We start from the raw sequence: 26,698 nt of genomic DNA on the forward strand, positions 1-26,698 counted from the left end.
ACATGACAAATATTGACTATAAATGATTAACATCAAATAGTAGGAATGAAATATTAGCCCTATAAGCCTATTTTTCACAAAAAAATATAATAAGTAGTTGTAATCTGAATATAAATCCAGTTCTGTCTCTTATTTTCTTATTGAAATTATATTTTGTATTTACTGAATAATACCAAATGTATAACGTGTATACTATTCCGGTTTTTAAAAAATTTTATATATTAAGTTATACTTTCATTCGGCCGTCCAATAAAATTTGGTACAAAAAAAGGGCTCAAAATGAGCCCTTTCCATAATGTATAATACCTTCTATTCTGCGTGCATCCAGGATTTTTTAGCCAGCAGAGTTTCCTCATCCTCAACATGGTCGGGGTCGGGAACACAACAGTCTACCGGACATACTGCCGCGCACTGAGGTTCCTCATGAAAGCCCATGCACTCAGTACATTTATCTGACACTATATAGTAGAATTCATCGGATACCGGAACTTGTTTTTCTTTACCACTGACTACGGTACCATCGCCGAAATCTACTTCGTCGAGGCTGGTTCCATCACCCCAAGCCCATTCAACTCCGCCTTCATAGATAGCGGTATTGGGGCATTCGGGCTCGCAGGCACCGCAGTTAATGCATTCATCTGTGATCGTAATAGCCATGGTCGTCGGATTGTTTATATTTGTTCGACTTTCCTTTGAAGGAAGTAACAAATATAATTATTTATAGTTTCACAACAATTGGTATATTCAGAATTAGCTTACTGAATGGCATTATACTGACAAAAACTAGTATGTTAAACAGAATTAATCGAATAAATGCCCTTACAAAATTAGGAACTTATCTTCTTGATCCTACTAATTCCATAGAGAATGAAGAGGTGGCGCGGTTGGCCCGTAGTAAAAATGGCTGGTTTACTCCAACGAATTGCCTCATATCGTTGGAATCCATTGCCCGGAACTATCTCGATCCTCAGCTTTTAAGAGATTTCGCCAGCCAATATGAAGAACCTCAATCTCCAAAAAAAATCGGGGTAGTCATGGCAGGCAATATCCCCGCGGTAGGATTTCACGATGCGCTCTGCGTGTTAATTAGTGGTCACCACCTACTCGCTAAACTCAGCAAGGACGATACGGTTCTGATGATGTACCTCTTGACCACTTTACAAAGATTGGAACCCGCCATAGCCGAGAGCATCACCTTTGTGGACCGGATCAATGCCGCCGCGGCCTTTATCGCAACGGGTAGCGACAACACTGCACGATATTTTGAGTACTATTTTGCTTCTAAACCTCATATTATCCGTAAAAACCGTACCTCGGTTGCCGTGTTGACGGGCAAAGAAACCAAACAGGAACTTACGGGACTTGTGGATGATATTCTTCTTTATTTTGGATTGGGATGCCGGAATGTATCAAAACTCTACGTACCCAATGGCTACGACTTTGCCAAGCTATATGAATGTGCGGAAGCCAAGCAGTTGGAGTTCACGCATCACCATAAGTATTTTAACAATTATGAATACAACAAGGCTGTACTATTAGTCAACGGAACCATACATCAGGACAATGGCTTTTTGATGGTGACTCCCAATGAAGCATTGGTTTCACCGCTCAGTGTGGTATACTATGAGGAATATGAGTCCATGGAATCCGTATTGGAAAAACTGGAACAGCTCTCTGATAAAATTCAGTGCATGGTGGCCGATAAGGAGATACATCCCCACGCTGTGTCTTTTGGAACAGCCCAATCCCCCGGATTGAACGATTTTGCCGATGGTGTAGACACTATGGCCTTTTTACAGGAGTTATAAGACCCATAAGGTACCCTAGCTTCCACAACCCTAGTTAGTTGCTCAAAAACCACATCCCCGGAGATAGAATTTTATCTATCTCCGGGGATGTGGTTTTTAAAGCCTTGGAAAGTTTTGAGCTTACAAACCTGCAAATACTCGATTATTTTCTTGCAGGCGAAAATGATGACTCTCTTCGGCTTTCTTAGATTAACAGGATGCTAAATCGCCTCCCATTTATAAGCCAATGTTCAAAGAATCCTGGATTGCCTCGACTTTAGTCAGATGTTGATTTAACGTCGGCAGTTTGCCTGATGCCCAGGATTTCAACTCAGAGTCCTTTCCATTATTGGCTTCTTCCTGAAAAAGATCAATCGTCTCCTGATGAGACATTACCATTACCCGAACATAAGCACTGTCGAAAGCCATTCCCTGCATAGCCGCCAAAGAATCATATTTTTGCTTCTTCGCGGTACTCAACGTGGTAGGAAGCGTAATATCTTTTGAGCTTACAATCCCCTCCAATTCAGCATTGGCTTTAGTATGGTCGGTCACCATCATCTGGCCAAAATCCTTCACGCTCTGTGTCATCCCCTTGCTTTGGGCAAGTTGTCCCAGCTGTACTTCCAGCATTCCTCCATCGGCTGCCATCATCGCAAAATTCCGGTCCGCTTCAGGAACCATGGTTAAGCCGTCATCATCATCTTTACAGGAAACCGCCACAAACAAGCCTACTAGCAACAAGGCTGACAATTTGATCTTTTTCATAATTGTTGGTATGAATGGTTTAAAAAAATTATTAAGCAAAGGTTATATAAACAACCATGCCAAAACCCATCATACCTTGTATTGCACTTTGTATAAGGTTATTATCTTTTAAAAAAATAGTAGATTTGTTTACCTACCAGCCGAAATTTTGCCACAGGTACCAGGATTCTTTTGGGGAATTCTCCAAAAATTCAGTGAATATTACCTGATGTGTTTAGGCAATTACGACCTTCTTTTCGATGTCACATTATTCCTTCGAACGTACCCTTTACCTACCGTCCATAATAGTAAGGCAGAATATCTTCAATCATTCTCTCCTCTTCAGCCCAATATCCAATTCAATACCGCCAGCTAGTCAAATCCGCTCCTTCTGGGGCGGAAGTTTCGATCCTTTTCAGGATTTTAGGTAGGTACATCGTATTATAACGTAGACGTGAAATGTAATTAGGCTGGGTATGATCCCCATTCCAGCAATGTTCAGCCCGATCGCCATAATCAACTTCTCCATAATAATGAGGGGTACGGGTCGACTTAAGATAGTTTTCCATCAGGTACACGGCGTTATTCAGATAGTAAGTGTCCATATCCCCGCAATAGATATGAATCTTACCGGTCAATTTGGGTCCAAGGGTTTTCCAATCACGCTTCAGGATGTGCATCAAATCGTAGTTTTCTTTCCAGTACTGGGCAACGGAAGGGTCAATAACGCCCGATTTTTTATCCCAGATCGGCTTCGGATAACCATCGGCGCCCACCGGAGAGTAAACCGCTTGCCAGATATCCCATTGATCACCCGAGCGCCCCTTACTGCCCAATACCATTTCGCGCCGATTGACATCTTCCAGGGTACATTGTATCTCGCCCAAATAATTGCGTTTGCCCGGACGGGGAGTCTGTCGAAAAGGACCATCCCAGAAGTACGCATTCTTATCCTTATAAAGGTTAATCATTGTGTAGGCCTCAAAGGTAATGGGGTCGGGGCAGGCCGCGAAGCAGCCATTGAACTCGTCGGGATAAAAAACCTGAGCTGCCAGGGCTTCCCAGCCTCCCGTGGAGCCACCATAGGTAAACCGCGACCACCCCTGACCGATTCCCCGGTAGAGCCGTTCGATCTCTGGTAATAATTCGTACATGATGGCATCGCCATAGGGACCGATATTGGCCGAATTGACGGCGTAGGAGTCGTCGTAAAATGGGTTAGCGTGCTGGATTTCCACCACCAGGTACCTGGGAAAGTCAGGGCTTGTCCATTGCTTATATTGCGCATAGGCCTCTTCGGCCACCACCTTATTATAGCCATAAATTCCGAATCGGGCATTATACGCGGAGGTATCCATATCGGCAGGTGGCGGTATTTCGCTGAAACCGCTGAATTCGGCAGGGAAATGCCCATGAAACAAACAAAGGGGGTACCTGGCTTCGGGGTGTTGATCAAACCCTTCGGGCAGTAGTACCCAGGCTGCCAGATGCATGTCACGGCCCCAGAATTCGCTCAATTTTTTTGATTTTATTTTTACGTACTTGATGTACTTCGTCTGTTTTGTCGCCGGATCGGGCAATTCCGGGTTGATCTGGTCCAGATTCAAAGTGAGGACTTTTTTTGAACGGACATCAAATTTTATTTTGACCGGTTTGCTATACACGTTCCCGGGTGCCGTGCGCCAGTTCTGCCCCTCTCCCCGATCCATCGGCAGCTTGACGGTATGCCCATCGCTCCGCTTAAAGGTTTCGTATTTGTGCAGAAGTACCTGAACGAAATATTCCCCCGCCTGTATATCCGCCCATGCTACCCTGGGGTACCCCTCGGCTTTACTGTCGAATGCGAGCGTTTGACCAGGTTTGGCGTTTTCTACATCCATACCAAACATCTGCTGCGTACTGACCTCGTCACTGATTTGGAAACGGGGCTCGGCTCCCTCCTCGGTAGAGAGAAACAACAAAAGTCGTCCATTCAGCAATTGGCCTTCCGGAGCAGAGGGTAGTTTTATTTCAAATTTCCCGACCCCTTGCGCCCGAATCAGGAGGGAGGTAAAAAGCAGCAGTACACTAAGCAGAGATTTAATCATAGGGATGTAGGGTTAGTAATTGCGGATTTTACCGGTGCTGCGACCAGTGTAAAAATACGGGAAAAATCTCTGCCCAGGTATGGGGGTTATGTTCTCCGTTCAGCACTTCTTCATAAACAATTTCCTTTCCCCAGGCATAGCCTTTACGTTCCAATTCAGCAATCAAATCCAGAGTATCATCGATGCTGTCGATGATACCGTCATTATCGCGATCATCCTCTTCGTCCCGGGTACCTGTTTGAAACCAAAATTTCAGCACCGGGCTACCCGTCGTACTCCTGATGATCCGATGCATGATCCGATCGCTTTCGTCATAATTATCGTCCAGAGCTCTTTGCCGCCACCAGAATGACCCGGAAAAAACCCCAACCTTGCTAAATACTTCCGCATGATGCCAGGCCAGATCGAGCGCCATCAAACCTCCCAGCGAGAATCCACCGATTGACCAGCGCTCCCGGTCATACGATACCGGATATCTCTCTTTCAGGTAGGGAATCAGTTCATCAATGACAAAGTGTGTGGTATTGGCCGCTTTGTTGCCGCGGTAGGCATAATCGGGTTGCGAGGCGGTGCCATATTCGAATATCCGATCTTTATCGGCGTGTATCCCTACAATCATTAGTGGAACTGAGGGATACCTTAAGGAAAAATCACCCAAAGCCTCAGGTATCCGAACAGCAGGAAAATCCTGTCCATCGAACAGGATAAGTACAGAAAGCTCACTTCGCGGAGAACGATCCCGTGGCCTGAGAATTGTCAGGGTTACAGTCCGCTGTAGGTTCTCAGAATACAGACTTTTCTTCGCTCGATCGGGAAGGCTGGGCTGGAGCCGGTCCACGGCGGGGGTCACATTCACAGTTGAGTCATTGTAAGGCTAAAAAAAATTTCAAGGGTAGACGGAAGCAGCCACTGAATAATCGAAAGGTTAATTTTATAAACAATGATTAGATTTGCAACTATTTAGAAAACTTGATTTCATTCTTCCAAATAATCCTCTACTCTGTTGCAAGAAAATCATATTCAGTATTATTCCCACCATCTGGGTCGCTCCATCGACCTGCTGGTATTTGGCCACTGGGGGTACCCTATTCTGGTTTTTCCCACTACTATGGGTAATTATTATCAGGCCAAAGACATGGGACTTATCGATTCGGTACGGCATTTGGTTGATTCGGGTCAATTCAAAATCTACTGTATCGACAGCATCGATAAGGAATCCTGGTACGGTCGGCATCTCACCCCGCGCATGAAAGTTCTTAACCACATTCAGTACGATAAGTTTCTGACCAATGAACTAGTCCCGATGATTCAACGCGATTGCAGTGTGGATAAAATCGGGGTAGCCGGCTGTAGTTTTGGGGGCTTTCACGCGCTCAACTTTGCATTCCGCCACCCCGGGCAGGTAGCCCACCTGATCAGTATGAGCGGTGCGTTCGATATACGTTCGTTTATGGGTGGTTATTACGACGACAATGTGTATTTCAACAATCCAGTCGACTACATTCCTCACGAAGAGGGATGGCGCTATAACCACATGAAAATCGTACTGGGCTCGTCGGAGTGGGACATTTGTCTGAATGCCAATCTGACTATGACTCGCATCCTCAACAACAAGGGTATCAACCACTGGTCTGATATCCGAGGCTGGGAATTGCACGATTGGCCGTTATGGCATACGATGTTCCCGGATTATTTATCCAAAATTTTGTAAAAAATAATTTTCAACCGTAATTACAGCATCCCGCAAACTAAAAAACCAGAACTCATGAAAAAAATTGGCATACTCTTCGGCATGGAGAACACCTTCCCGCAGGCTTTCATCGATCGGGTCAATAGTAAAGGTGAAAAAGATATTATGGCCGAACCTGTATCAATCGATAAGGTAGTTCAGGCCGATCCCACCGAATACGCCGTTATCATTGACCGTATTTCACAGGATGTACCCTTTTATAAGGCGTATCTGAAGAATGCTGCCCTGTGTGGTACAGCCGTCATCAACAATCCGTTCTGGTGGAGCGCCGACGAGAAGTTCTTTAACAACTGCCTCGCCGAAAAGATAGGGGTACCTGTGCCCAAAACCGTACTACTGCCCTCGCACGAGCGCCCAACCGACACACACGATGTTTCCTTCCGCAACCTGAAATCGCCACTGGCCTGGGAAGAAATATTTGAATACGTGGGCTTTCCTGCCTACATGAAACCTCATTCGGGCGGTGGCTGGAAAAGCGTCTACAAAGTATATGACCAGCAGGACCTTTGGAACAAGCACGGCGAAACCCAGCAACTTGTGATGATGTTGCAGGAGGAAATTCAATTCGACGATTATTTCCGTTGCTACTGCATCGGGCAGAAGGATGTGCTTATCATGCCTTACGAACCCCGCAATCCGTTCCACGAGCGCTATACTCCCGAGATGAACACAAAGGGCGAAGCGGGAGAAAAACTGCTGAAAACCATCCATGAATACACGCTGCGGCTGAACAAAGCCCTGGGGTACGATTTCAACACGGTGGAATTCGCCGTTCGGGATGGAATACCCATTGCTATCGACTTTTGTAATCCCGCCCCCGATGCAGACATCCATTCGGTAGGTCAGAAAAACTTCGACTGGGTGGTAGAAGCGGCCGCCAACATGGCTATCGAACGAGCCAAAAACCACAAAGAAGGCATGAATAACCTGACGTGGGGTACCTTCATCAAATCAGCTACGATGGAAATTCCCGTAACTGCAATGATGCAGGAAAAAGGCGAGGAGAAAGCCCCTGCCCCTAAGAAAGGTACCCCTACCAAAGCCACCAAATCGCCTAAGAAAAAAGAGACGCAGGAATAAGCCGATCTGCTAGGGTCATAAATTCATCCAATCACTCATTCCGACATTCAATTTTATGACTAAGCGCGTATTCACCCTTGGAATCGAGGAAGAATTCCAAACTATAGATCCGGTAACCCGCAATCTGCGCTCTCACATGTCTAAACTCGTAGAGGATGGTAAAATCATTCTTAAAGAACGGGTCAAGGCCGAAATGCATCAGGCGGTAGTCGAGGTAGGTACCAACATTTGCCATAATATTCAGGAGGCTCGCGAAGAAGTGACCTACCTTCGGAAAATGATTCATGACCTGGCGGCTGAACAGGATTTGTGTGTGGCCGCCGCCGGGACACACCCCTTCGCCGACTGGGTGGACCAGCTTATTACGGCAGATCCGCGCTATGACGAGTTGATCGACGAAATGCGTGATGTGGCTCGGGGTAATCTGATTTTCGGACTTCACGTGCATGTAGGCATTGTCAATCGCAACGAGGGCATTTCCATCATGAACGCGGTGCGTTACTTTCTGCCCCACGTGTACGCCCTTTCCACCAATTCGCCGTTTTGGTGTGGGCGTAACACAGGCTTCAAATCCTACCGCTCCAAGGTGTTTGACAAATTTCCCCGGACGGGTATTCCCGATTTTTTCGCCAGTGCCAGTGAGTATGATGAATACATCAACCTGCTGATCAAGACCAAATGCATCGATAATGCCAAAAAAATATGGTGGGATATACGGGTACACCCCTTTTTTAATACCATCGAATTCAGGATTTGTGACGTACCCATGCGGGTGGAGGAGACTATCTGCCTGGCGGCCATCATGCAGGCGCTCGTGGTGAAAATCTACAAGTTACAGCGGCAAAACCTGAATTTCCGACCTTACCGGCGAAACCTGATCAATGAAAATAAGTGGCGGGCGGCGCGCTTTGGTATCCAGGCCAAACTCATTGATTTTGGGATTCAGGAGGAAGTAGAGTTTCGGCAATTGATGGACGAACTTCTTGAATTCATTGATGATGTCGTGGATGAATTGGGTAGTCGCAAGGAAATTGAGTACGTATACCAGATACTCGAAATGGGTACTGGCGCGGATCGTCAGTTGGCCGTTTTTGAGAAAACGAACGATATGAATGCCGTTGTGGATTACATCATTTCGGAAACCAAGATTGGCGTCGTTTAGTTGTTATAACATTAGTATCAACAATCTGACTCGATAATAAACTGAATGACACCCACTAAAACCCTCCGCGTTGCTATTCTGGATCTGAACAATGGTGTTCAAAATGAAGGCATGCGTTGTATCCGAAAAATTGTAAACGATTTTGCCGAAAGAGAAGCAATCCAATTGAGTTGTCAGGAATTTGATGTGCGTCAGCGCAACGAGGTACCTGACCTCAGCTTCGATATTTACATTTCGTCGGGCGGGCCCGGCAGTCCAAAACCCGAGGGGCTACCCTGGGAACGGAAATTCTTCAATTTTCTTGATAAGATTTATAAGTACAACCGGAGTCACCACAATCGTGTAAAAAAACATCTGTTCCTCATTTGCCACTCTTTTCAACTGGCCTGTGTGCATTGGGAAATCGGCTTTGTTGGAAACCGACGTTCCAACTCATTTGGTACTTTCCCGATTCATCAAACGCGTTTTGCCGAAAATGAACCTTTTTTTGAAGGATTGGACGATCCCTTCTGGGCCGTTGATTCACGCGATTTTCAGGTAATACAGCCGAACCAAAATGTATTGGAGCAAATGGGGGCGAAAATCATGTGTCTTGAAAAAAATCGTCCTCACATAGCTCTTGAACGCGCCATAATGGCCATCCGTTTTTCAAGGGAGATATTCGGTACTCAATTTCACCCCGAGGCGGACGCAGAGGGGATGCTACGGTATTTCCTGAGAGAAGACAAGAAGCAGGCCATCATTAAGAATCATGGCGAGCAGAAATATTTCGATATGATCGCTCACCTCAATGATCCCGAGAAAATTATGCTAACGGAGCAGACCATCCTACCCACGTTCCTGAAAGAAGCTTACAAAAAATTGGCTCCCTTGCAACCGGCCTGATAATTCGCCCATTCAAACCGCTCACCCCATGCACAAAGCCGCCCGTGAAGCTTTTAATGAAGCCTTTAGCGACGAAATTTATCAAAACATGCAAGCGGATATCGAGAGAGATTTCCCCCATGAATTGGATTTTCGGGTAGCTGAAAGCCCGGTATTCATTCCCGTGGCACTCAAAAAAAAATTGATTGAGGCGTGTGAAAGCTTTGTGGATGTAATCGTAGCAGAGGATTTCAAAGCTAAAACCGAACGCGCCATTCCCCAAGATCAGAGGGTACCTAATGAGAACGAACATACCTCTTTCCTGGCAATCGATTTTGCGATTTGTCGGGATGAGGAAGGTACCCTCCTACCTCAACTCATCGAATTACAGGGCTTCCCCTCCATCATGGCCTACCAGGGGTACCTTTCTGAATTGTTCAAATTTCATTTTCCCATTCCTGAATCATTCACCTACTCATTCGGTGTAAACAGTTATGAAGAGTATATTGAAGACTTGCGGAAACTGATCGTGGGAGAAGAGGACCCCGAAAATGTCATTCTGTTGGAAATCTATCCCGAACAGCAGAAAACCCGGGTAGACTTTGCCGTAACTGAACGCATGCTGGGCGTAAGGGCCGTAGGTTACACAGAATTGATCAAGGAGGGCCGGAAGTTGTTTTACGAGAAAGACGGCCGGAAAATCCAGGTGAAACGAATTTACAACCGGTTGATTTTTGACGATCTGAAAAATTTCCCAGATTTGAAAAGCCAGTATATCTTCACCGATGACGTGGATGTGACGTGGGTGGGACATCCCAACTGGTTTTTTCGAATCAGCAAATTTACACTTCCCTTACTGCATAGTCCCTACGTACCCGAAACAAACTATTTGGACAAGTACCAAGGGGAATTCCCTTCTGATCTGGAGAATTATGTGTTGAAGCCCCTATTCTCCTTTGCCGGCACTGGCGTTCAGCTGCACGTGGCGTCCGAGGATCTGGCCAAAATCCCAGACCCTGAGAATTACATTCTGCAACGTAAAGTCAAATACGAGCCCGTAGTACAAGCCCCTGATGCTTTGATTAAGTGTGAAATTCGTATGCTCTATATTTGGCCGGATGATTCCCCGCGCCCCCGTTTATTGACTAGCCTTAGTCGGTTGAGTCGGGGAGAAATGGTGGGTGTCCGTTTCAACAAAGACTTTACGTGGGTGGGAGGAAGTGCCTGTTTCTACGAAAACTAGGTCATGCACATCAGTCACCGCCAACTTTTCTTCAACCACCTGGCCCAAACTTCCGATTTCCCCCTTGCCCTTGAAATTGATAAGGCAGAGGGTGTCTTTATGTACGGTAAAGACGGTAGGCGGTATTATGACCTGATATCGGGGATCGCAGTGAGCAATGTCGGGCATCGGCACCCCGAAGTACTGGCCGCAATCAATGAGCAGCTGGAACATTACATGCACCTGATGGTGTACGGCGAGTTTGTACAGAGTCCCCAGGTACGTCTCGCCGAGGCGCTCGTCTCTACACTTGCGGTTTCCTGCACTACCCCCTCCCCTTTTGGCAAGATCGATTCTGTTTATTTTACCAACTCAGGTACCGAAGCCGTCGAAGGGGCCATGAAATTGGCCAAGCGGTATACTGGCCGCACCGAAATCGTTTCCTGTCTGAATGCCTACCACGGATCTACCCAGGGAGCTTTGAGTATTTCCGGAGCGGAGTTCTTCAAACGTAATTTCCGACCCCTCCTACCCGGAGTTCGCCAAATTCGACACGGTATATCTTCCGATCTTGAAAAAATTACCTTTCGTACCGCTGCCGTTTTCATTGAAGTCATTGGAGGGGAAGCCGGTGTCCGCATGGCTTCGCCTGAGTACTTCCAAGAATTGCGAAAGCGCTGTTCAGAGGTAGGCGCGTTGCTGGTGTTTGATGAAATTCAAACCGGCTTTGGGCGTACAGGTACCTTCTGGGCATTCGAAGGCGTTGATGTATACCCCGATATTGTGTTAAGCGCTAAAGGTATGGGGGGAGGAATGCCCATTGGCGCTTTTATGGCTTCTTCTTCCCTGACGGAGGTTTTCAGGAACAATCCTATTTTGGGGCATATTACTACTTTCGGTGGTCATCCGGTATGTTGCGCGGCATCACTGGCTACATTACAGGTGATTCAATCTCAGAAGCTGGCGGATGAGGCGAATGGCAAAGGTGAACTGATCAAGTCATTGTTAGTTCATCCCAAAATAAAAGAGGTACGGGGAAAGGGACTGATGCTGGCAGCTGAAATGGAGTCGTTTGAAATTTTAAAACCCCTGATCGATACCTGCATTGGGGCAGGCGTAATCACCGACTGGTTTTTGTTTTGTGATAATTCTATGCGTATCGCTCCCCCTCTAATCATTACCGAACCTCAAATTCGGGAAGCCATTGGACTCATTGTCAATGCCCTTGACTAATCTTCCCGCACCCTTCACCCTCACGATTTGTTCTAATTCGTAGTGTTAGACCATTTGCTAAACTAATCTCCACATCCAACACGGTTTAGCTATACACAGAAGTACCATGTTACGATGCATACACGACCTTTTCTAGATCCGAAACGTCGGAGTATCCTATGAGGTGCACTTAGTGAAAACTTTCTGAGCCAGGGTACCTTAGGACACTAAACATCCCGTTCTCAATTATCCCGTAAACAAAAAACCCCGATCAGAGATCGGGGTTGGCAATCGATAAATGTGTATGGAATCAACTGACAACCGCCAGTTGCTCGTTCAATTTCTGCTCTAATACGGACTTGGGAACGGCACCAACCACTTTGTCAACGAGTTGGCCGCCTTTGAAAATCATCAGGGTAGGAATGCTGCGAATACCGAATTTAGCGGGAATCTGCGCATTCATATCTACGTCCATTTTGGCAATGACTGCCTTGCCTTCGTATTCACCGGCCAGTTGTTCCACTACGGGTCCGATCATCTTACAGGGACCGCACCATTCGGCCCAAAAATCCACGAGTACGGGTTTATCTCCCTGAATTAGTTCTTCGAAACTGCTGTCGGTCACTTCGAGTGCTTTTGCCATAATTGTAATTTCTAAAATTGATATATCTGTTTAGAGTATTAACCCAAACCCTCCCCGCAAAAGTTCCTGTCACGCCAGGCCTTCAATCAATTGAGCGAGAACTCCACACCCTCCAGTAATTTCAAACTATTGAAGAGTTCATTGGAAGCATCTACGCGATAGGTCCGGGAAACCATTTGTAACTCCACCCGGCTCTCCGGGTCAATCACCGACACACTTAATGCGCATTTTCCGGGATATACCTTCAGGGTTTCGTTGAGTGTTTCCACAAACCGAGTATCTATGGTATCCAGCGAGCATTTCATCTTCACTTCGTTGCACATTTTTTCCCGTATTTCGGTGAGCAATTGGATGTTGATGATCTTGAACTCAAACTGATCCTCATTATAGTACCGACTCTGCACTTTACCCTTGATGTACAGAAAACTACCTATCTGCAGGTAATTCTTAAGACGTACCATGTCATCGCCGCCCAGTAGCATTTCAAGCGAGCCCCGATAATCTTCGATTTTGAAAATCACAAAGGGACTCCCCCGCTTGGACATCCGTTCCTGCACACTCGTCACGATGCCTGCGATGTTTATCTCCTTACCGAGATAGACAGGATGATTCATTTCCTCGGGTACCTCCAACACCTTATCCAGGGTACAGGTGCAGAAATTGTCCATTTCCATCCGGAAGGTATCCAGGGGATGGCCCGAAATATAAAAGCCCACCACTTCCTGTTCGTGGCGGAGTTTTTGCAGATCGCCCCAGGCTTCCACATCGGGTACCTTAGGTTTAGCCATCAGGGCGTCGTTTCCACCAAATGCCCCAAAAAGCGAGGCTTGGGCCGATTCTTTTTCTGCATGGTAGTTGTTAGCGTACTTGATGAGTTTTTCGATAAAATTGGTGTTCTCCCCTGCTTCCTGCTCAAAGAACTGCGCCCGGTGTAGGTCTTCGTAGCAATCAAAAGCACCCGCATAAGCCAGGCTTTCCAGGGTTTTCTTATTGACCGTCCGCAAATTGATGCGGGTCATGAATTCGAAAATATCAGCAAAGGGACCGTTTTCGCTTCGCTCAGAAATGATCGACTCTACGGCCGCATCGCCGGTACCTTTGATACCCGCCAGTCCAAATCGGATTTCACCGCGCTTATTGACATTGAACTGCCGGTCCGATTCATTGATATCAGGCCCCAAAACAGGTATGCCGATACTTTTACATTCTTCCAGAAAGAAGGTGATTTTATCAATGTTTCCCAACGAACTTGTCAATACCGCCGACATATACTCGGCCTTGTAGTGCGTTTTGAGATAGGCCGTCTGATAGGCCACGAAGGCGTAACAGGTCGAGTGTGACTTGTTGAAGGCATAGGACGCAAATGCTTCCCAATCAGTCCAGATCTTGTTGAGTTTTTTCTTGTCCAGGCCGCGTTCTTCACCGCCATTCATGAAGTCACCCTTCAATTTGTTCAGGGTTTCGATCTGCTTTTTCCCCATGGCCTTCCTCAGGGTATCGGCCTGCCCTTTGGTAAACCCGGCCAGTTTTTGGGACAACAACATCACCTGCTCCTGATACACCGTGATGCCATAAGTATCACCCAGATACTCCTCTAACTCAGGTAAATCGTACTCGATGGGTTCGAGGCCATGCTTCCGCCGGATAAAGTTGGGAATGTACGCCAACGGCCCCGGACGGTACAGGGCGTTCATGGCAATCAAATCTTCAAATCGGTCGGGTACCAGATCGCGCATGTACTTCTTCATGCCGTCCGATTCAAACTGGAAAATCGCATTGGTTTCACCCCGCTGGAAAAGCTCGTACACTTTCATATCGTCCAGCGGAATTTCATCAATCTCGATCTCGATACCGTGATTTTGCTTGATCAGTCGAAGCGCTTCTTTAATAATGGTCAGGTTTCGCAAGCCCAGGAAGTCCATCTTGATTACCCCGGCATCTTCAATGATTTTCCCCTGATACTGGGTAATCAAAAACTCTGATTCTTTGGAAGTAGCGACCGGGATGATTTCGGTCAAATCACTGGGGGCGATGATGATTCCTGCCGCGTGGATGCCCGTGTTGCGTACGGTACCTTCGAGGCGTTGTGCTTCCTGAAGTACCTGGGCGGCCATATCTTTTCCTTTCGCTGCCGCCCGCATTTTCTTGACGTTTTCCATCTCGTCGTACGTGATGCCTTCTTTTTTCATCAGGCTCATGTCCCCATCCAATGGCGCATTGAAAATGCGATTCAGGGTCATGTTGTAAGCGGGCTTGTCGGGTACCAACTTCACCAGCGCATTGGCATCGGAAAGCGGATAGTCCATGACCCGTGCCACATCCTTAATGGCCGACTTGGCCGCCATGGTACCGTAGGTGACGATCTGTGCCACCTGATTGTAGCCATATTTTTTTACCACATAATCAATCACTTTCTGCCGACCTTCGTCATCAAAGTCAGTGTCGATATCGGGGAGTGAAATACGGTCGGGATTGAGGAAACGCTCGAACAGCAAATCGTACTTGATTGGATCGATATTCGTAATTCCCGTACAGTAAGCCACCACCGAACCCGCCGCCGATCCCCGGCCCGGCCCGATGAATACGCCCATCTTCCGCCCGGCGTCGATGAAGTCGGCTACGATGAGGAAGTACCCCGGAAATCCCATGCTGCGGATGGTCTGCAGTTCAAAATTCAGACGTTCTTCGATCTCGGCGGTGATAGTACCGTACTTTTTCCGGGCACCTTCGAAGGTCAGGTGTTTGAGGTACTCCCACTGGTTCAGCACATCGGCCGTCAGTTCCTTTTTGCCCGACATCTCGGACAGGGTATGGGTTTTGAATTGTTCAGGAATCGGAAAATTGGGCAGCAGGATATCCTTTTTCAGCTCCAGATTCTTGATCTTATCGACAATTTCGTTCGTATTGTCCAGCGACTCGGGCAGGTCATGGAACAGGGTCAGCATTTCGCTGGTGTTCTTGAAGTAGAACTGATCGTTGTAGAAGGCGAAACGAGATCCTTTAGGGATACCTACCTCGTCGTCGAAATCCTTGGCCGAAGGGGTACTTTTTTTATCACCCGTATTGATACACAGCAAGATATCGTGGGCATTCCAATCTTCCTGGTCAACATAATGTGAATCGTTGGAAGCAATGATCTTTACATTATGCTTCCGGGCAAATCGGACCAGTACCTCGTTGACAATCAATTGTTCCCGAATGTCGTGGCGCTGCAATTCCACATAATAATCTTCCCCGAACACATCGAGCCACCACTTGAACTCTTTCTCGCCCTGCTCCTCGCCTTTTTTCAAGATCGCCTTGGGAACCGACGCTCCGATGCAGCAAGTGGTGGCAATGAGCCCTTCGTGGTACCTCAATACCAGTTCCTTATCGATGCGGGGGTACTTGCCATACATGCCTTCAATGAAACCCAACGAACAGAGTTTCACCAGATTCTTGTACCCGATTTCGTCTTTGGCCAACAAAAGCTGATGATAACGGACATCCTTGTTTTCCTTGGTAAACTGCTGTTTGCGGCGATCCTCGACCACATAGAACTCGCATCCTACGATGGGTTTGATGCCCTGCTTGTTGCCTTCGGCCACGAACTCAAACACGCCGAACATATTGCCGTGGTCCGTAATGGCCACCGCGGGCATGTTATCGGCCTTGGCTTTTTTGAAGAGCTTTTTTATATCCGCCGCGCCGTCGAGCAGCGAAAATTGGGTATGGCAGTGTAGGTGTGAGAATTGCACTTTTGAATTTTGTCTTATGTGAAATGATTTATGTAATTATCGTGTCCGCTTCCGGTTCGTCATGGAAGATGTAGTTCAGGAAATCACAGTAAGGTTTGATAAGCGTAACGCCCTTAAGAACCTCGGGAATAAGATTTTTTGACAATACCTCCTTATCAGTGAAACGATGCGAAAAGAACAATTCTTTTCTTCGCAAGAGTTCTATTTCGGGATGGTCTTTACTGAATCCCTTCGGGGTAGTCTTGATGCTTTCACCGTGGATTTCGGGAAAATAGGTCCTAAAATCCTCAGCATGAATTATTTTTTTCAATTCAGCGGCATTGTAATCAACCTCCTGACGGTACTTAGCGAGTTGTGCCGCAGCCGGGCTCCACATACCCGCTCCTAAGAACGATTCATTGCCCGGCTGAATGTGCAGGTAGTAATCCACTCGGCCCGAATGTCGGCCCCCCGGCCCGAAGGCAGCACTAAAATTTTTCTTGTAAGGTCGCTTGTCTTTTGCAAAACGTATATCGCGGTTGATCCGGAAAATGCAATCTTTGGGCTCCGTATTCCCTAAATCTTCGGTCTGGCTGATTTCCTTCAATAAATTCGACACGAGATGCGTGAAATCGGCTTTTGCTTCTTCATACCGCTTGCGATTTTCTTGAAACCACTCCCGGTTGTTGTTTTCGGCCAGGTCTACCAGGAAACGTAGGGTATTGGCTGTTAGCATTTTCTACTAATAGACGGGTTAAGTGCAATGGATATAAAAACCAGGAAGGGGAAGAATTTATTCGAAAACTTCTATTTTCCGCTCCAATTTACCGAATTTTGGCGTCAATCGAAGCATGCGGTTGACAAAAAAGTAAATCTAACAGCGGCAAATTTCCTAATGAAATTCACCCTACCCTGTGCCAACGAATCATCCAATTCCTACCCACAATACCCCATTGACAATGCGTATCCTGACTGGCATTCAAAGTAGCGGCCGTCCACACCTGGGCAATATTCTCGGCGCCATCCAGCCCGCCATCGAACTCTCGCGTGACCCGGCCAATGAATCATTTTTTTCATTGCTGACCTGCATTCACTCATAACCATCAAAGACAGCAAATTGCGCGAGGAGTACGTACGGGCCATTGCCGCCACCTGGCTGGCTTTCGGGTTCGATACCGATCGGAACGTATTTTGGCGGCAATCGCGGGTACCGGAGCATACCGAAATGGCCTGGTACCTTAGTTGCTTTACTCCCTACCCGATGTTGGCCAATGCCCACTCATTCAAGGATAAGTCCGAAAAGCTTTCGGATGTCAACGCCGGGCTATTCACCTACCCTGTGTTACAGGCCGCTGACATTCTGCTTTATGACGCCAATCTCGTTCCCGTTGGAAAAGACCAGAAACAACATCTGGAAATGTCAAAAGATATTGCCACTTCGGTGAACAAGCAGGTAGGTCGCGAAATTCTGGTACTTCCCGAGCCTCGTATCGATGAACGGCTGATGGTGATTCCGGGCATTGATGGACTGAAGATGAGTAAATCGTACGGAAACTATATTGATATTTTTCAGCCTGAGAAAGAACTGTTGAAGGTGATAAAAAAGATAGTTTCCGATTCTACCCCGCTGGAAGACCCTAAGAACCCCCACCTGGACATAACATTTCAGCTGTATTCCCTCATCGCCGCTCCCGAACAGACTGCAGAAATGAGGGAAAACTACCAACGAGGTGGCTACGGCTATGGACACGCCAAGAAGGCACTTCATGAGGTGATTCTGGAGAAGTATCAGGAGCCGCGCGAGATTTTTGACTTTTATATGTCAAATAATGATGCCTTGGAACGTAAACTCGTGGAGGGCGAGGAAAAAGCACGGGTTGTGGCCCAAAAAACTATTAGTCGAATGCGGGAAGCCCTGGGTTTTGGATCATGAGCGCTATGCTGGACGGCCTGCTTCAAGCCGATCAGGAATTCTTCCTATGGTTGAATGGGTGGCACTCTCCGTTCTGGGATGCTGTGATGGCGGCTATCACCTATAAATTCACCTGGGTACCCCTTTATTTCGCATTGATTTACATTCTTATCTCCCATTTCAAAACAAAGGCTTTCGGGTACCTTCTGTGTATCATTGCTGTGGTTGCACTTTCTGACCAGATTGCCTCCGGATTGTTCAAGCCTTATTTCATGCGTCTGCGGCCCTGTCATGATCCGGTCATCGGCGCACTAGTCCATTTGGTAAAGGGTTGCGGTGGAAAATACGGATTTGTTTCTTCCCACGCCGCTACTGGTTTTGGAATTGCCACCAGTTTCAACAAGCTACCATTCACCAAAATAAGCCATGCCTCCTGGCTGTATGGATGGGCATTTCTCTATTCTTACAGCCGTATATATGTCGGAGTCCACTACCCACTGGATATTGCGATAGGAGCGATTGTTGGCGTTCTCGTAGGCTTATTGCTGGTAGCAGCCTATCGCTGGTCCACTCGGAATTCACATTCACCCTATTTTTAATTCATATTTATTTCCTATAACTCTCGCTTATACAAGGGTTTCTTTCTAATTTTGCGCAAATTTTGTGATTAAATGGCAGCCTTAAACACCGTCAAAATCTTCTCTGGCAGTAATTCATCCTACCTCGCCGAACAGATCGCCAAAGAGTATGGCCGACCTTTGGGAGGCTACACCTGCCGTACCTTCAGTGATGGTGAGATTTCTCCAGTGTACGATGAATCCGTCCGGGGCTGCGATGTCTTTCTGATTCAGTCCACACCTCCCCCCGCCGATAATTTGCTGGAACTGCTGCTGATGGTCGATGCGGCCCGGCGGGCTTCGGCACACTATGTAACGGTGGTGCTTCCTTACTTTGGCTATGCCCGTCAGGATCGGAAAGACAAGCCCCGAGTGGCCATTGCGGCCAAACTAGTAGCTAACTTACTTACTGCCGCAGGCGTAGACCGTCTGATGACTATTGACCTGCATGCGGGCCAGATACAGGGATTCTTCGATAAACCCGTGGATCACCTGGAAGGTACCTCCGTATTTGTGCCCTATGTGAAAGCCCTAGGACTGGATAATCTTCTGATTGCCTCACCCGACGTGGGTGGCGCGGCACGAGCCCGGAATTTTGCCAAATTCCTCAATGCGGACATGGTGATTTGTGACAAGTATCGCAAACGTGCCAATGAAATCGCTTCTATGCAGGTAATTGGTGACGTGGAAGGTGCCAATGTGGTGTTGTTCGACGACCTGATCGATACGGGAGGTACCATGTGTAAGGCTGCGGAAATCATTCTGGACAAAGGAGCGAAATCCGTGCGCGCTATCTGTACCCACCCCATCATGTCAGGCAAGGCGTACGAGAATATTGAAAATTCGATGCTAGAGGAGTTGATCGTTACCGATACACTCCCTCTACGTCAGAAAAGTAGCAAAATCAAGGTGATTTCGGTTGCCTCTCTTTTTGCCAAGGCCATCGGCCGAATTCGTGATCATGAATCTATTAGTTCACTTTTTTTAAATAATCAGTAGTTTTTATTTTATTTATTTTTTTAATTTTCGTTTATTATGAAAAAATTAGAGATTGTAGGGTATCGAAGAGCGAATCTCGGTAGAACCGAAGCGCAGGATTTACGCGCTCAGGGCTATGTTCCTTCGGTGTTGTACGGAGGCAAAGAGCAGGTGCATTTCCACGCTCCTGCCATGTTATTCAGGGATTTGATTACCTCAGGTGATGTTTTTGAAGTCACTTTGAATATTGAAGGTGAGATTTTCAAAGCTATCCTTCAGGAAACGCAATTTCATCCGGTGAGCGATATGATTCTTCATGCCGACTTCCTGGAGATCGTTCCTGGGAAGCAAATCAAGGTTGATGTACCCATAAAATTGTCCGGAACGGCCTCGGGTGTAATCAAAGGTGGAAAACTTAACCAAAAATTGCGTAAATTGCGAGTGCAAGGATTAGCCGAAAACATTCCTGATTATATCGATCTGAATGTAAAAGATCTTGACCTGGGTAAATCCGTCAAGGTATCGGCAATCGAACAGAAGGGATTCACAATCCTTTCCCAGTCAGCCATTCCCGTTGCATCGGTGGATATCCCACGGGCACTGCGCGGTACACTGACTGCCTAATTTGTTTATTTTTCATGGCTAATAGATGCAAACGTGCCGACCTCTGGTCGGCATATTTGTTTTTGGGCATGCTATTTTTGTTAGCGACCGAAACTAAGAAATAAATCGTATGCTCAAAGAACAGTTTGATTTACACGGAAAATTAGCCCTGGTAACCGGATCGAGCCAGGGTATCGGCAAGGGAATTGCCCTCGGACTGGCGGAATTTGGCGCGGAAGTGATTATCCTTTACCATTCTGGCAAAAAAGAAGCGGAACAGGTAGGCAAAGAAATAAAGGAAATGGGTCAAAAAGCCCATGTATTTCAATGCGATCTTTCCAAAGCCCATTCGGTCGAAAAATTGTATAAATCCCTTGCTTCCCAAAAACTTCAACCTGATATAGTGGTTATCAATGCCTCCGTGCAGGTAGCTAAAAACTGGGACGATATGACTGATAAAGATTTTGATTATCAGGTCAGTACCAATTTCAAAGCCACCCTAAATCTGTTTCAGAAATTTATTCCGTCTATGCTGGAAAAAGGTTGGGGGCGCGTTCTTACTATCGGAAGCGTACAGCAGGAAAAACCCCACCCCGCTATGATCGTCTACGCCGCCACCAAGGCCGCAGTGGATAACATGGTCAGGAATATCGCCATGCAGATAGCCGACCAGGGCGTGACGGTCAATAACTTGGCCCCGGGCGTCATTGCTACACCCCGCCTGGACGAGCCAGTCCCGGAAATCGATGAACGAATCAACCAACGTATGATGACCCCTGTAGGCGATGTAGGGCAACCGCTCGACTGTGCAGCAATGGCCCTGCTCCTTTGCTCCGAAGCCGGAAAATTCATCACGGGCCAAAATTTCTATGTGGATGGAGGTATGAGTTTGTAATTTACACAAAAAAAACGGAGCAGGTACCTGCTCCGTTTTTTTTGTGTAAGGGTACCTTTATTTCTGGGTGACCCGGATTGAAGTGCGCCGGTTTTGGGCCCGGCCTTCTTCCGTATCGTTTGAAGCAATAGGGTATTGCTCGCCGTACCCTTCGGATTCCAATCGGGATGCGTCAACACCCATTGCCACCAGGGATTGTTTGACTGATGCGGCCCGGTCGGCCGAGAGTTGGAGGTTCATGCTGGGATCACCGGTATTATCGGTGTAGCCGCCCAATTTAATATTGACGTCTGGATAAGCTCCCAGAATATCCGCTACGTTTCTCAATTGATCCTGCGACTCGGGACGAAGCGTCGTATTTCCCGAGGCAAACATTAACCGGTCAAAGTCAAACCAGGTATCTTTATTAACGGCCTGCTCCGACGCAATGAAGTCAACCAATTCACGTTCAACGGGACGTCCACTGTCCGCAATCTTCATTTTCAACCCATTTTCCAGTTCAAGTACTTCGGTCGACGAGAAGCTCTTGTCTGCGGAAGGTACCTCGATTGCATCATTTTGAGACATATTGAGCTCACTGGATTCAACTGCGATGTAAGGAGCGATAACCAGTGAAACGATAGACATCAGCTTGATCAAGATATTCATCGAAGGTCCTGAGGTATCTTTGAAAGGATCACCCACAGTATCACCCGTTACCGAAGCCTTGTGGGGCTCTGATTTCTTATAATACATCTGTCCGTCGATGTTGACGCCCTTTTCAAAAGATTTTTTCGCATTATCCCAGGCACCGCCGGCATTGGATTGGAAAATCCCCATCAAAACACCCGACACGGTAACACCGGCTAGCAAACCACCGAGTACCTCTGGCCCCATTGTGAAGCCTACCAGTACTGGACTTATCAGTGCAATAGCACCGGGCAGAATCATTTGTTTCAGCGAAGCTTGAGTCGAAATAGCCACACATTTTTCGTATTCAGGCTCGGCTTTATATTCCATGATGCCCGGTATTTCCCGGAACTGGCGACGTACCTCGTTTACCATTTCCATGGCCGCCTTACCAACGGCCGAAATAGCCAGTGCACTAAAAATAAAGGGTATCATTCCGCCCACGAACAGCCCCGCCAACACATCGGCTTTATAAATATCAATGGCTGTAATGCCCGCGATTCCTACAAAAGCCGCGAAAAGGGCCAACGATGTAAGAGCGGCAGAAGCAATGGCAAAGCCTTTTCCGGTTGCAGCGGTGGTATTTCCCACGGCGTCCAGGTTATCGGTACGTTCCCGCACTTCGGGAGGTAGCTGCGACATTTCGGCAATACCGCCCGCGTTGTCTGCAATAGGTCCGAATGCGTCAATCGCCAACTGCATAGCCGTTGTAGCCATCATACCCGCAGCGGCAATGGATACGCCGTAAAGCCCGGCAAACTTATATGACATGATGATCCCCGCAGCCAGCACCAAAATGGGAAGCACAGTAGATTCCATCCCCACGGCCAAACCGCCAATGATATTCGTAGCGTGGCCCGTCCCTGATTTTTGTACGATTGAATTCACCGGACGTTTACCCATTGCCGTGTAGTATTCGGTGATGATTGACATGAGGGCTCCCACGATCAACCCTACCACAATGGCCAGAAAAACACCATTGGAGGTAAATTCAAAACCTCGCAGCTTGAGGTTTTCGGGCAGGATATTCTTTACCAGGAAATACGAAGCAATAAACGTAATGATCACCGATGCCCAGTTCCCCAGGTTCAAAGCATTCTGAACGGAAGAAGTCTCTTTACTGATCCGTACAAAGAAGGTAGAGACTAACGATGCCAGCAAGCCAACCGCGGCGATCAGCATGGGAAGCAGAATGGGTGAGTACCCCCCGTAGGAATCAACTACGTTAATTTCCTGCCCCAGAACCATCGTAGCCAGGATAGTCGCTACGTACGACCCGAACAAGTCGGCACCCATACCGGCGACGTCACCGACGTTATCACCTACGTTATCGGCAATGGTAGCAGGGTTGCGCACGTCATCCTCAGGAATACCCGCTTCGACTTTCCCCACCAAATCAGCGCCAACGTCGGCCGCCTTCGTATAGATTCCACCACCTACCCGGGCAAAAAGCGCGATGGATTCAGCACCCAGCGAAAAACCGGCCAGTACCTCAATCGCTTTCCGCATATCGTCGGAGGTAAGGGGTTGACCAAAAGCGAACAAATGGTAAAGCACGATGAACAAGCCACCCAAACCCAAGACGGCCAGACCGGCCACGCCCATGCCCATTACCGAACCACCGGTAAATGACACCTGCAAGGCCTTGGATAGCGAAGTCCGCGCCGCCTCAGCGGTACGAACGTTAGCCTTGGTTGCGATTTTCATACCGATGTACCCCGCAGTGGCCGAGAAAACGGCCCCAATCAGAAAAGCAACGGCAATGAGGGGCGACGAATGGATGGGGTGCTCGGGGGTACCCTGGTCGGAACCCAACCAAAAAAGAAGTACCGCAGTGGGTATGGCAAAAAAAGCGAGGACTTTCCACTCCGCTTTTAGAAAAGCAATGGCACCATCGGCAATGTAGCCCGACAGTTTCTGCATGTTTTCCGTTCCAGCAGGTTGTTTGGAGACCCAGCTAAACCGCCAGGCGGTATAGATCAATCCCACCAAACCGAAGGCGGGCACCAGGTAAATAATACTATCCATGCGAAGTTGAATTTATGTTTTTTTGTGGTGAAAAATCGGGCAAATATAGCGGATTGGCGCACACTTGCCCAATCAATTTTTTATTCACAATGATTATTTTTATAGATTGTAGGATATTTTAGGGCAGGCTGTTTGAACCTACCTTCTTTGGACGTAGTTTGCTTCCTTATTGATTTTTGATTTCCGATATGAAAAAAATAGTACTCTTTCTCTGTCTATTGGTAGGTACCCTCTTTCAGCTGAATGCCCAAAGTCCTAATCCAACCTCCGGAGAAATTCTTCTAAATCTGAAAAAACTCAACGTTCTCGGTAGTGCCATGCACATTGGGGCACACCCCGACGACGAAAACAGTCTTCTACTTGCCTACCTGGCAAAAGATCGCCTTATCAATACGTATTATCTATCGCTCACCCGCGGGGATGGGGGGCAAAATCTCATTGGTTCCGAACAAGGGGAGTACATTGGCGTAATCCGTACTCAGGAACTCCTAGCAGCCCGCCGCACCGACGGTGCTCAGCAGCTTTTTACGCATGCTTATGATTTTGGATTTTCCAAGACACGAGAAGAAACGCTGGATTTCTGGGGTGAGAAGACGATTCTGGCCGATGTGGTGTACCTGATTCGTAAATACCGTCCAGACGTACTGATTACCCGGTTTCCGCCCGATGAACGCGCCGGACACGGCCACCACAACTCCTCGGCTTTCCTGGCAGAGGAAGCCTTCAAACTGTGCGGCGACCCAACCAAGTTTCCTGAACAACTCAAATACGTCAAACCCTGGCAACCCAAACGCATCGTCTGGAACTCCTTCTCCCGGGGCTTTCAGAACAACGCCCCAACCGACGGCGGTAGTTTTATCAGTATTGACCTAAGCGGGTATAACCCTATCCTTGGAAAATCATACAGTGAAATTGCCGCTTCCAGCAGGAGCATGCATAAGACCCAGGGATTCGGTTCAGCGCCCAACATTGGCTTACGAAAGGATTACTTCCTGCATACCGATGGGGTACCCGCCCAAAACGATTTGTTCGATGATGTGGATCTGACTTGGAACCGGGTCAAAAATAGTGAGAAAGTACGGCAGCTAATTCAAAAGGCAATCAGTGATTTCGATGTAAATCTCCCCGCGGCCTCAGTACCGGCCCTGGTGGGTATCTATAAGGAACTGAGCAAGCTTGACGCCACGGATTACTACGTTAAAAAGAAAAAAAGTGAGATTGAAGAGCTGATTCAGCAATGCCTAGGACTTTGGTTTGAAACCAATCCCGAGGATTATTCCACTTCTCCGGGTGGCAAAGCATCCGTACAGGTAAAAGTCGTGAACCGGACCACGACGCCCGTGACGCTACAACGGGTCGTGATGCCCGGCGTGAAATTCGACAGCACGTTGAACAAATCCCTCAATACATACGAAGCCCTTGTTTTTAACAAATCTTTTTCCATTCCCAAGGATGTACCCCTCACGCAACCCTATTGGTTGCGTAAGCCGATCAAAGACCGCAAGGTGTTTCAGTTTGATGAACAAGAATTGGTGGGTCTGCCTGAAAACAATCAGGAACTTCGGACCGAATACACCTTCTTTATAGAAGGTACCGCCTTTACATACAGTTCACCCTGGAAATACAAGTCCGTCGATCCGTCGGAGGGAGAAATATACCGGCCCTTCGAAGTACGTCCGGCCGTAACCGTCAATCTATCTGAACCCGTTTTTGTTTTTGCCGATCAGCAAAGTAAGGATGTCAACCTCCTTCTGAAAGCCAATCAGCCAGGTATGCAGGGAAAAATCACCTTCGACGCCCCAAAGGGCTGGAAGTTAGAGCCTTCCGAGCTGGAATTCTTGACTCAGGACAAATACGAAGAAAAAGTGCTTTCAGTAAAAGTGACGCCCCCTGCCCAGAATAGCGAGGGAAAACTGCAGGTACGGGTCCAGACCAATCTGGGTTCTTCCTCGTACAGCTTACGTAGCGTAGAATTCAGGCATATCCCTACCCAGACGCTATTTCCTCCAGCAGTGACTGAACTGGTCAAACTCGATATCAAGAATTCAGCCAAAAACATTGGCTACATCGCCGGGGCGGGCGATGACGTACCTACAGCCCTACGCCAGATGGGATGCCAGGTCACCATGCTCGATGAAAAAGAACTGGGCAAAGACCTATCCGTCTTTGACGCCATTGTCGTAGGGGTCAGGGCCTACAACACCGAAGATCGGCTCGGATTTTACCAGAAAAAACTGATGGAGTATGTCAAACAAGGAGGTACCATGGTAGTGCAGTATGTTACCGCCCGGAATGGTTTCCTCAACAATGGGCTCAAAGTAGAAAACATGGGGCCCTACCCGTTCACGATCAGCCGCGACCGGGTCACGGACGAAACGGCAGAAATGCAAATCCTGGCTCCCAATGATCCGCTTCTGAATACGCCTAATACGATCTCTCCCAACGACTTCAAGGGTTGGATTCAGGAAAGGGGTCTCTATTTTGCGGCTGACTACGAAAAAAATTATACGCCCCTGATCGCGGCGCACGACCCTGGTGAGGACGCACAACGGGGTGGGCTGATTTATTCGAAGTATGGGAAGGGGTACTACATTTACACCGGCCTGTCCTTTTTCCGGGAGCTACCCGCCGGTGTGCCGGGCGCCTACCGCCTGTTCGCCAACCTGATTTCGGCGGGTAAGTGATTGATGAGAATCTGTAAACCTATCCAACGAAAATTCAGTCTT

General features: G+C 47.6%; 20 protein-coding genes and 1 pseudogene. 13 read left to right on the forward strand and 8 right to left on the reverse strand.

Annotated features, from left to right (window positions below; genetic code table 11):
* Positions 1–309: 309 nt before the first annotated feature.
* The gene (locus GBK04_RS24705; RefSeq protein ID WP_152764354.1) at positions 310–657 is read right to left on the reverse strand and encodes a 4Fe-4S binding protein; all 348 of its coding nucleotides are present in this window, start codon (positions 655–657) and stop codon (positions 310–312) included.
* Between the two features lie 131 nt (positions 658–788).
* Between GBK04_RS24705 and GBK04_RS24710 the strand changes: the two genes are divergently transcribed.
* Positions 789–1,808: an acyl-CoA reductase gene (locus GBK04_RS24710; RefSeq protein WP_152764356.1), complete on the forward strand. Its 1,020-nt coding sequence runs from the start codon at positions 789–791 to the stop codon at positions 1,806–1,808.
* 216 nt (positions 1,809–2,024) lie between these two features.
* Here GBK04_RS24710 and GBK04_RS24715 read toward each other — a convergent pair whose 3' ends face one another.
* From GBK04_RS24715 to GBK04_RS24725, 3 genes are all read right to left on the reverse strand, one after another.
* Entirely contained in the window at positions 2,025–2,555 is a 531-nt protein-coding gene (locus tag GBK04_RS24715; protein ID WP_152764358.1) for a DUF4142 domain-containing protein, read from the reverse strand.
* 338 nt (positions 2,556–2,893) lie between these two features.
* Positions 2,894–4,621 carry an alpha/beta hydrolase gene (locus GBK04_RS24720; protein ID WP_152764359.1) on the reverse strand — a complete coding sequence of 576 codons (1,728 nt, stop codon included), beginning with the start codon at positions 4,619–4,621 and terminating at the stop codon, positions 2,894–2,896.
* Positions 4,622–4,649: 28 nt separating this feature from the next.
* Complete coding sequence (locus GBK04_RS24725) at positions 4,650–5,477, reverse strand: alpha/beta hydrolase (protein ID WP_373331317.1); 828 nt, start codon at positions 5,475–5,477, stop codon at positions 4,650–4,652.
* Positions 5,478–5,624: 147 nt separating this feature from the next.
* On the opposite strand from GBK04_RS24725, the gene GBK04_RS24730 reads away from it, so the two are divergent.
* The 6 genes from GBK04_RS24730 to GBK04_RS24755 are packed head-to-tail and all read left to right on the forward strand — an operon-like array spanning position 5,625 to position 11,932.
* Positions 5,625–6,332, forward strand: coding sequence for an esterase family protein (locus GBK04_RS24730; RefSeq protein WP_152764361.1), 708 nt, complete (start codon positions 5,625–5,627; stop codon positions 6,330–6,332).
* A 54-nt stretch (positions 6,333–6,386) separates the two neighbouring features.
* A complete protein-coding gene (locus tag GBK04_RS24735; RefSeq protein WP_152764364.1) occupies positions 6,387–7,451 on the forward strand; it encodes an ATP-grasp domain-containing protein in 1,065 nt (354 codons plus the stop codon).
* Between the two features lie 55 nt (positions 7,452–7,506).
* Positions 7,507–8,613, forward strand: coding sequence for a carboxylate-amine ligase (locus tag GBK04_RS24740; protein WP_152764366.1), 1,107 nt, complete (start codon positions 7,507–7,509; stop codon positions 8,611–8,613).
* A 45-nt stretch (positions 8,614–8,658) separates the two neighbouring features.
* Positions 8,659–9,498 carry a type 1 glutamine amidotransferase gene (locus GBK04_RS24745; RefSeq protein ID WP_152764368.1) on the forward strand — a complete coding sequence of 280 codons (840 nt, stop codon included), beginning with the start codon at positions 8,659–8,661 and terminating at the stop codon, positions 9,496–9,498.
* 28 nt (positions 9,499–9,526) lie between these two features.
* Positions 9,527–10,720, forward strand: coding sequence for a hypothetical protein (locus GBK04_RS24750; protein ID WP_152764370.1), 1,194 nt, complete (start codon positions 9,527–9,529; stop codon positions 10,718–10,720).
* 3 nt (positions 10,721–10,723) lie between these two features.
* Entirely contained in the window at positions 10,724–11,932 is a 1,209-nt protein-coding gene (locus tag GBK04_RS24755; protein WP_152764372.1) for an aspartate aminotransferase family protein, read from the forward strand.
* Positions 11,933–12,221: 289 nt separating this feature from the next.
* Here the strand turns inward: GBK04_RS24755 and trxA are convergent, their stop codons facing one another.
* The 3 genes from trxA to GBK04_RS24770 form a co-directional block, all read right to left on the reverse strand.
* Positions 12,222–12,554, reverse strand: coding sequence for a thioredoxin (gene trxA / locus GBK04_RS24760; RefSeq protein ID WP_152764374.1), 333 nt, complete (start codon positions 12,552–12,554; stop codon positions 12,222–12,224).
* Between the two features lie 86 nt (positions 12,555–12,640).
* Positions 12,641–16,291, reverse strand: coding sequence for a DNA polymerase III subunit alpha (dnaE, locus tag GBK04_RS24765; protein ID WP_373331318.1), 3,651 nt, complete (start codon positions 16,289–16,291; stop codon positions 12,641–12,643).
* A gap of 28 nt (positions 16,292–16,319) precedes the next feature.
* Positions 16,320–17,006, reverse strand: a complete 687-nt coding sequence (locus GBK04_RS24770) for a DUF2461 domain-containing protein (protein WP_152764376.1) — start codon at positions 17,004–17,006, stop codon at positions 16,320–16,322.
* 223 nt (positions 17,007–17,229) lie between these two features.
* Here GBK04_RS24770 and trpS point away from each other — a divergent pair.
* From trpS to GBK04_RS24795, 5 genes and pseudogenes are all read left to right on the forward strand, one after another.
* Positions 17,230–18,203 (forward strand): annotated as a pseudogene (gene trpS / locus GBK04_RS24775) (tryptophan--tRNA ligase).
* On the forward strand, positions 18,200–18,781 hold the full coding sequence (locus GBK04_RS24780) for a phosphatase PAP2 family protein (RefSeq protein WP_152764378.1): 582 nt from the start codon (positions 18,200–18,202) through the stop codon (positions 18,779–18,781). The pseudogene trpS and the gene GBK04_RS24780 overlap by 4 nt, the downstream one beginning before the upstream one ends.
* 72 nt (positions 18,782–18,853) lie before the next feature.
* The gene (locus GBK04_RS24785; protein ID WP_152764380.1) at positions 18,854–19,798 is read left to right on the forward strand and encodes a ribose-phosphate pyrophosphokinase; all 945 of its coding nucleotides are present in this window, start codon (positions 18,854–18,856) and stop codon (positions 19,796–19,798) included.
* Positions 19,799–19,834: 36 nt separating this feature from the next.
* Positions 19,835–20,401 (forward strand): 50S ribosomal protein L25/general stress protein Ctc, encoded by a 567-nt coding sequence (locus tag GBK04_RS24790; protein WP_152764382.1) that lies wholly within the window; start codon positions 19,835–19,837, stop codon positions 20,399–20,401.
* A 109-nt stretch (positions 20,402–20,510) separates the two neighbouring features.
* Positions 20,511–21,275 carry an SDR family NAD(P)-dependent oxidoreductase gene (locus GBK04_RS24795; protein ID WP_152764384.1) on the forward strand — a complete coding sequence of 255 codons (765 nt, stop codon included), beginning with the start codon at positions 20,511–20,513 and terminating at the stop codon, positions 21,273–21,275.
* Positions 21,276–21,332: 57 nt separating this feature from the next.
* On the opposite strand, the gene GBK04_RS24800 is transcribed toward GBK04_RS24795, so the two are convergent.
* A complete protein-coding gene (locus tag GBK04_RS24800; protein WP_152764386.1) occupies positions 21,333–23,972 on the reverse strand; it encodes a sodium-translocating pyrophosphatase in 2,640 nt (879 codons plus the stop codon).
* 188 nt (positions 23,973–24,160) lie between these two features.
* On the opposite strand from GBK04_RS24800, the gene GBK04_RS24805 reads away from it, so the two are divergent.
* On the forward strand, positions 24,161–26,656 hold the full coding sequence (locus tag GBK04_RS24805; RefSeq protein ID WP_152764388.1) for a PIG-L family deacetylase: 2,496 nt from the start codon (positions 24,161–24,163) through the stop codon (positions 26,654–26,656).
* Positions 26,657–26,698: the final 42 nt, after the last annotated feature.

It is taken from the genome of Salmonirosea aquatica (genome assembly GCF_009296315.1).
Classification (GTDB): Bacteria; Bacteroidota; Bacteroidia; order Cytophagales; family Spirosomataceae; genus Salmonirosea; species Salmonirosea aquatica.

Excerpts from the sequence above, each read along its gene's own strand:
- GBK04_RS24780 (WP_152764378.1), top strand. The coding sequence starts at position 18,200 with ATGAGCGCTATGCTGGACGGCCTGCTTCAAGCCGATCAGGAATTCTTC.
- GBK04_RS24785 (WP_152764380.1), top strand. The coding sequence starts at position 18,854 with ATGGCAGCCTTAAACACCGTCAAAATCTTCTCTGGCAGTAATTCATCC.
- GBK04_RS24770 (WP_152764376.1), bottom strand. The coding sequence starts at position 17,006 with ATGCTAACAGCCAATACCCTACGTTTCCTGGTAGACCTGGCCGAAAAC.
- GBK04_RS24705 (WP_152764354.1), bottom strand. The coding sequence starts at position 657 with ATGGCTATTACGATCACAGATGAATGCATTAACTGCGGTGCCTGCGAG.
- GBK04_RS24805 (WP_152764388.1), top strand. The coding sequence starts at position 24,161 with ATGAAAAAAATAGTACTCTTTCTCTGTCTATTGGTAGGTACCCTCTTT.
- GBK04_RS24720 (WP_152764359.1), bottom strand. The coding sequence starts at position 4,621 with ATGATTAAATCTCTGCTTAGTGTACTGCTGCTTTTTACCTCCCTCCTG.
- GBK04_RS24710 (WP_152764356.1), top strand. The coding sequence starts at position 789 with ATGTTAAACAGAATTAATCGAATAAATGCCCTTACAAAATTAGGAACT.
- GBK04_RS24745 (WP_152764368.1), top strand. The coding sequence starts at position 8,659 with ATGACACCCACTAAAACCCTCCGCGTTGCTATTCTGGATCTGAACAAT.
- GBK04_RS24735 (WP_152764364.1), top strand. The coding sequence starts at position 6,387 with ATGAAAAAAATTGGCATACTCTTCGGCATGGAGAACACCTTCCCGCAG.
- GBK04_RS24795 (WP_152764384.1), top strand. The coding sequence starts at position 20,511 with ATGCTCAAAGAACAGTTTGATTTACACGGAAAATTAGCCCTGGTAACC.
- GBK04_RS24790 (WP_152764382.1), top strand. The coding sequence starts at position 19,835 with ATGAAAAAATTAGAGATTGTAGGGTATCGAAGAGCGAATCTCGGTAGA.
- GBK04_RS24750 (WP_152764370.1), top strand. The coding sequence starts at position 9,527 with ATGCACAAAGCCGCCCGTGAAGCTTTTAATGAAGCCTTTAGCGACGAA.
- GBK04_RS24715 (WP_152764358.1), bottom strand. The coding sequence starts at position 2,555 with ATGAAAAAGATCAAATTGTCAGCCTTGTTGCTAGTAGGCTTGTTTGTG.
- GBK04_RS24755 (WP_152764372.1), top strand. The coding sequence starts at position 10,724 with ATGCACATCAGTCACCGCCAACTTTTCTTCAACCACCTGGCCCAAACT.
- trxA (WP_152764374.1), bottom strand. The coding sequence starts at position 12,554 with ATGGCAAAAGCACTCGAAGTGACCGACAGCAGTTTCGAAGAACTAATT.
- GBK04_RS24800 (WP_152764386.1), bottom strand. The coding sequence starts at position 23,972 with ATGGATAGTATTATTTACCTGGTGCCCGCCTTCGGTTTGGTGGGATTG.
- GBK04_RS24740 (WP_152764366.1), top strand. The coding sequence starts at position 7,507 with ATGACTAAGCGCGTATTCACCCTTGGAATCGAGGAAGAATTCCAAACT.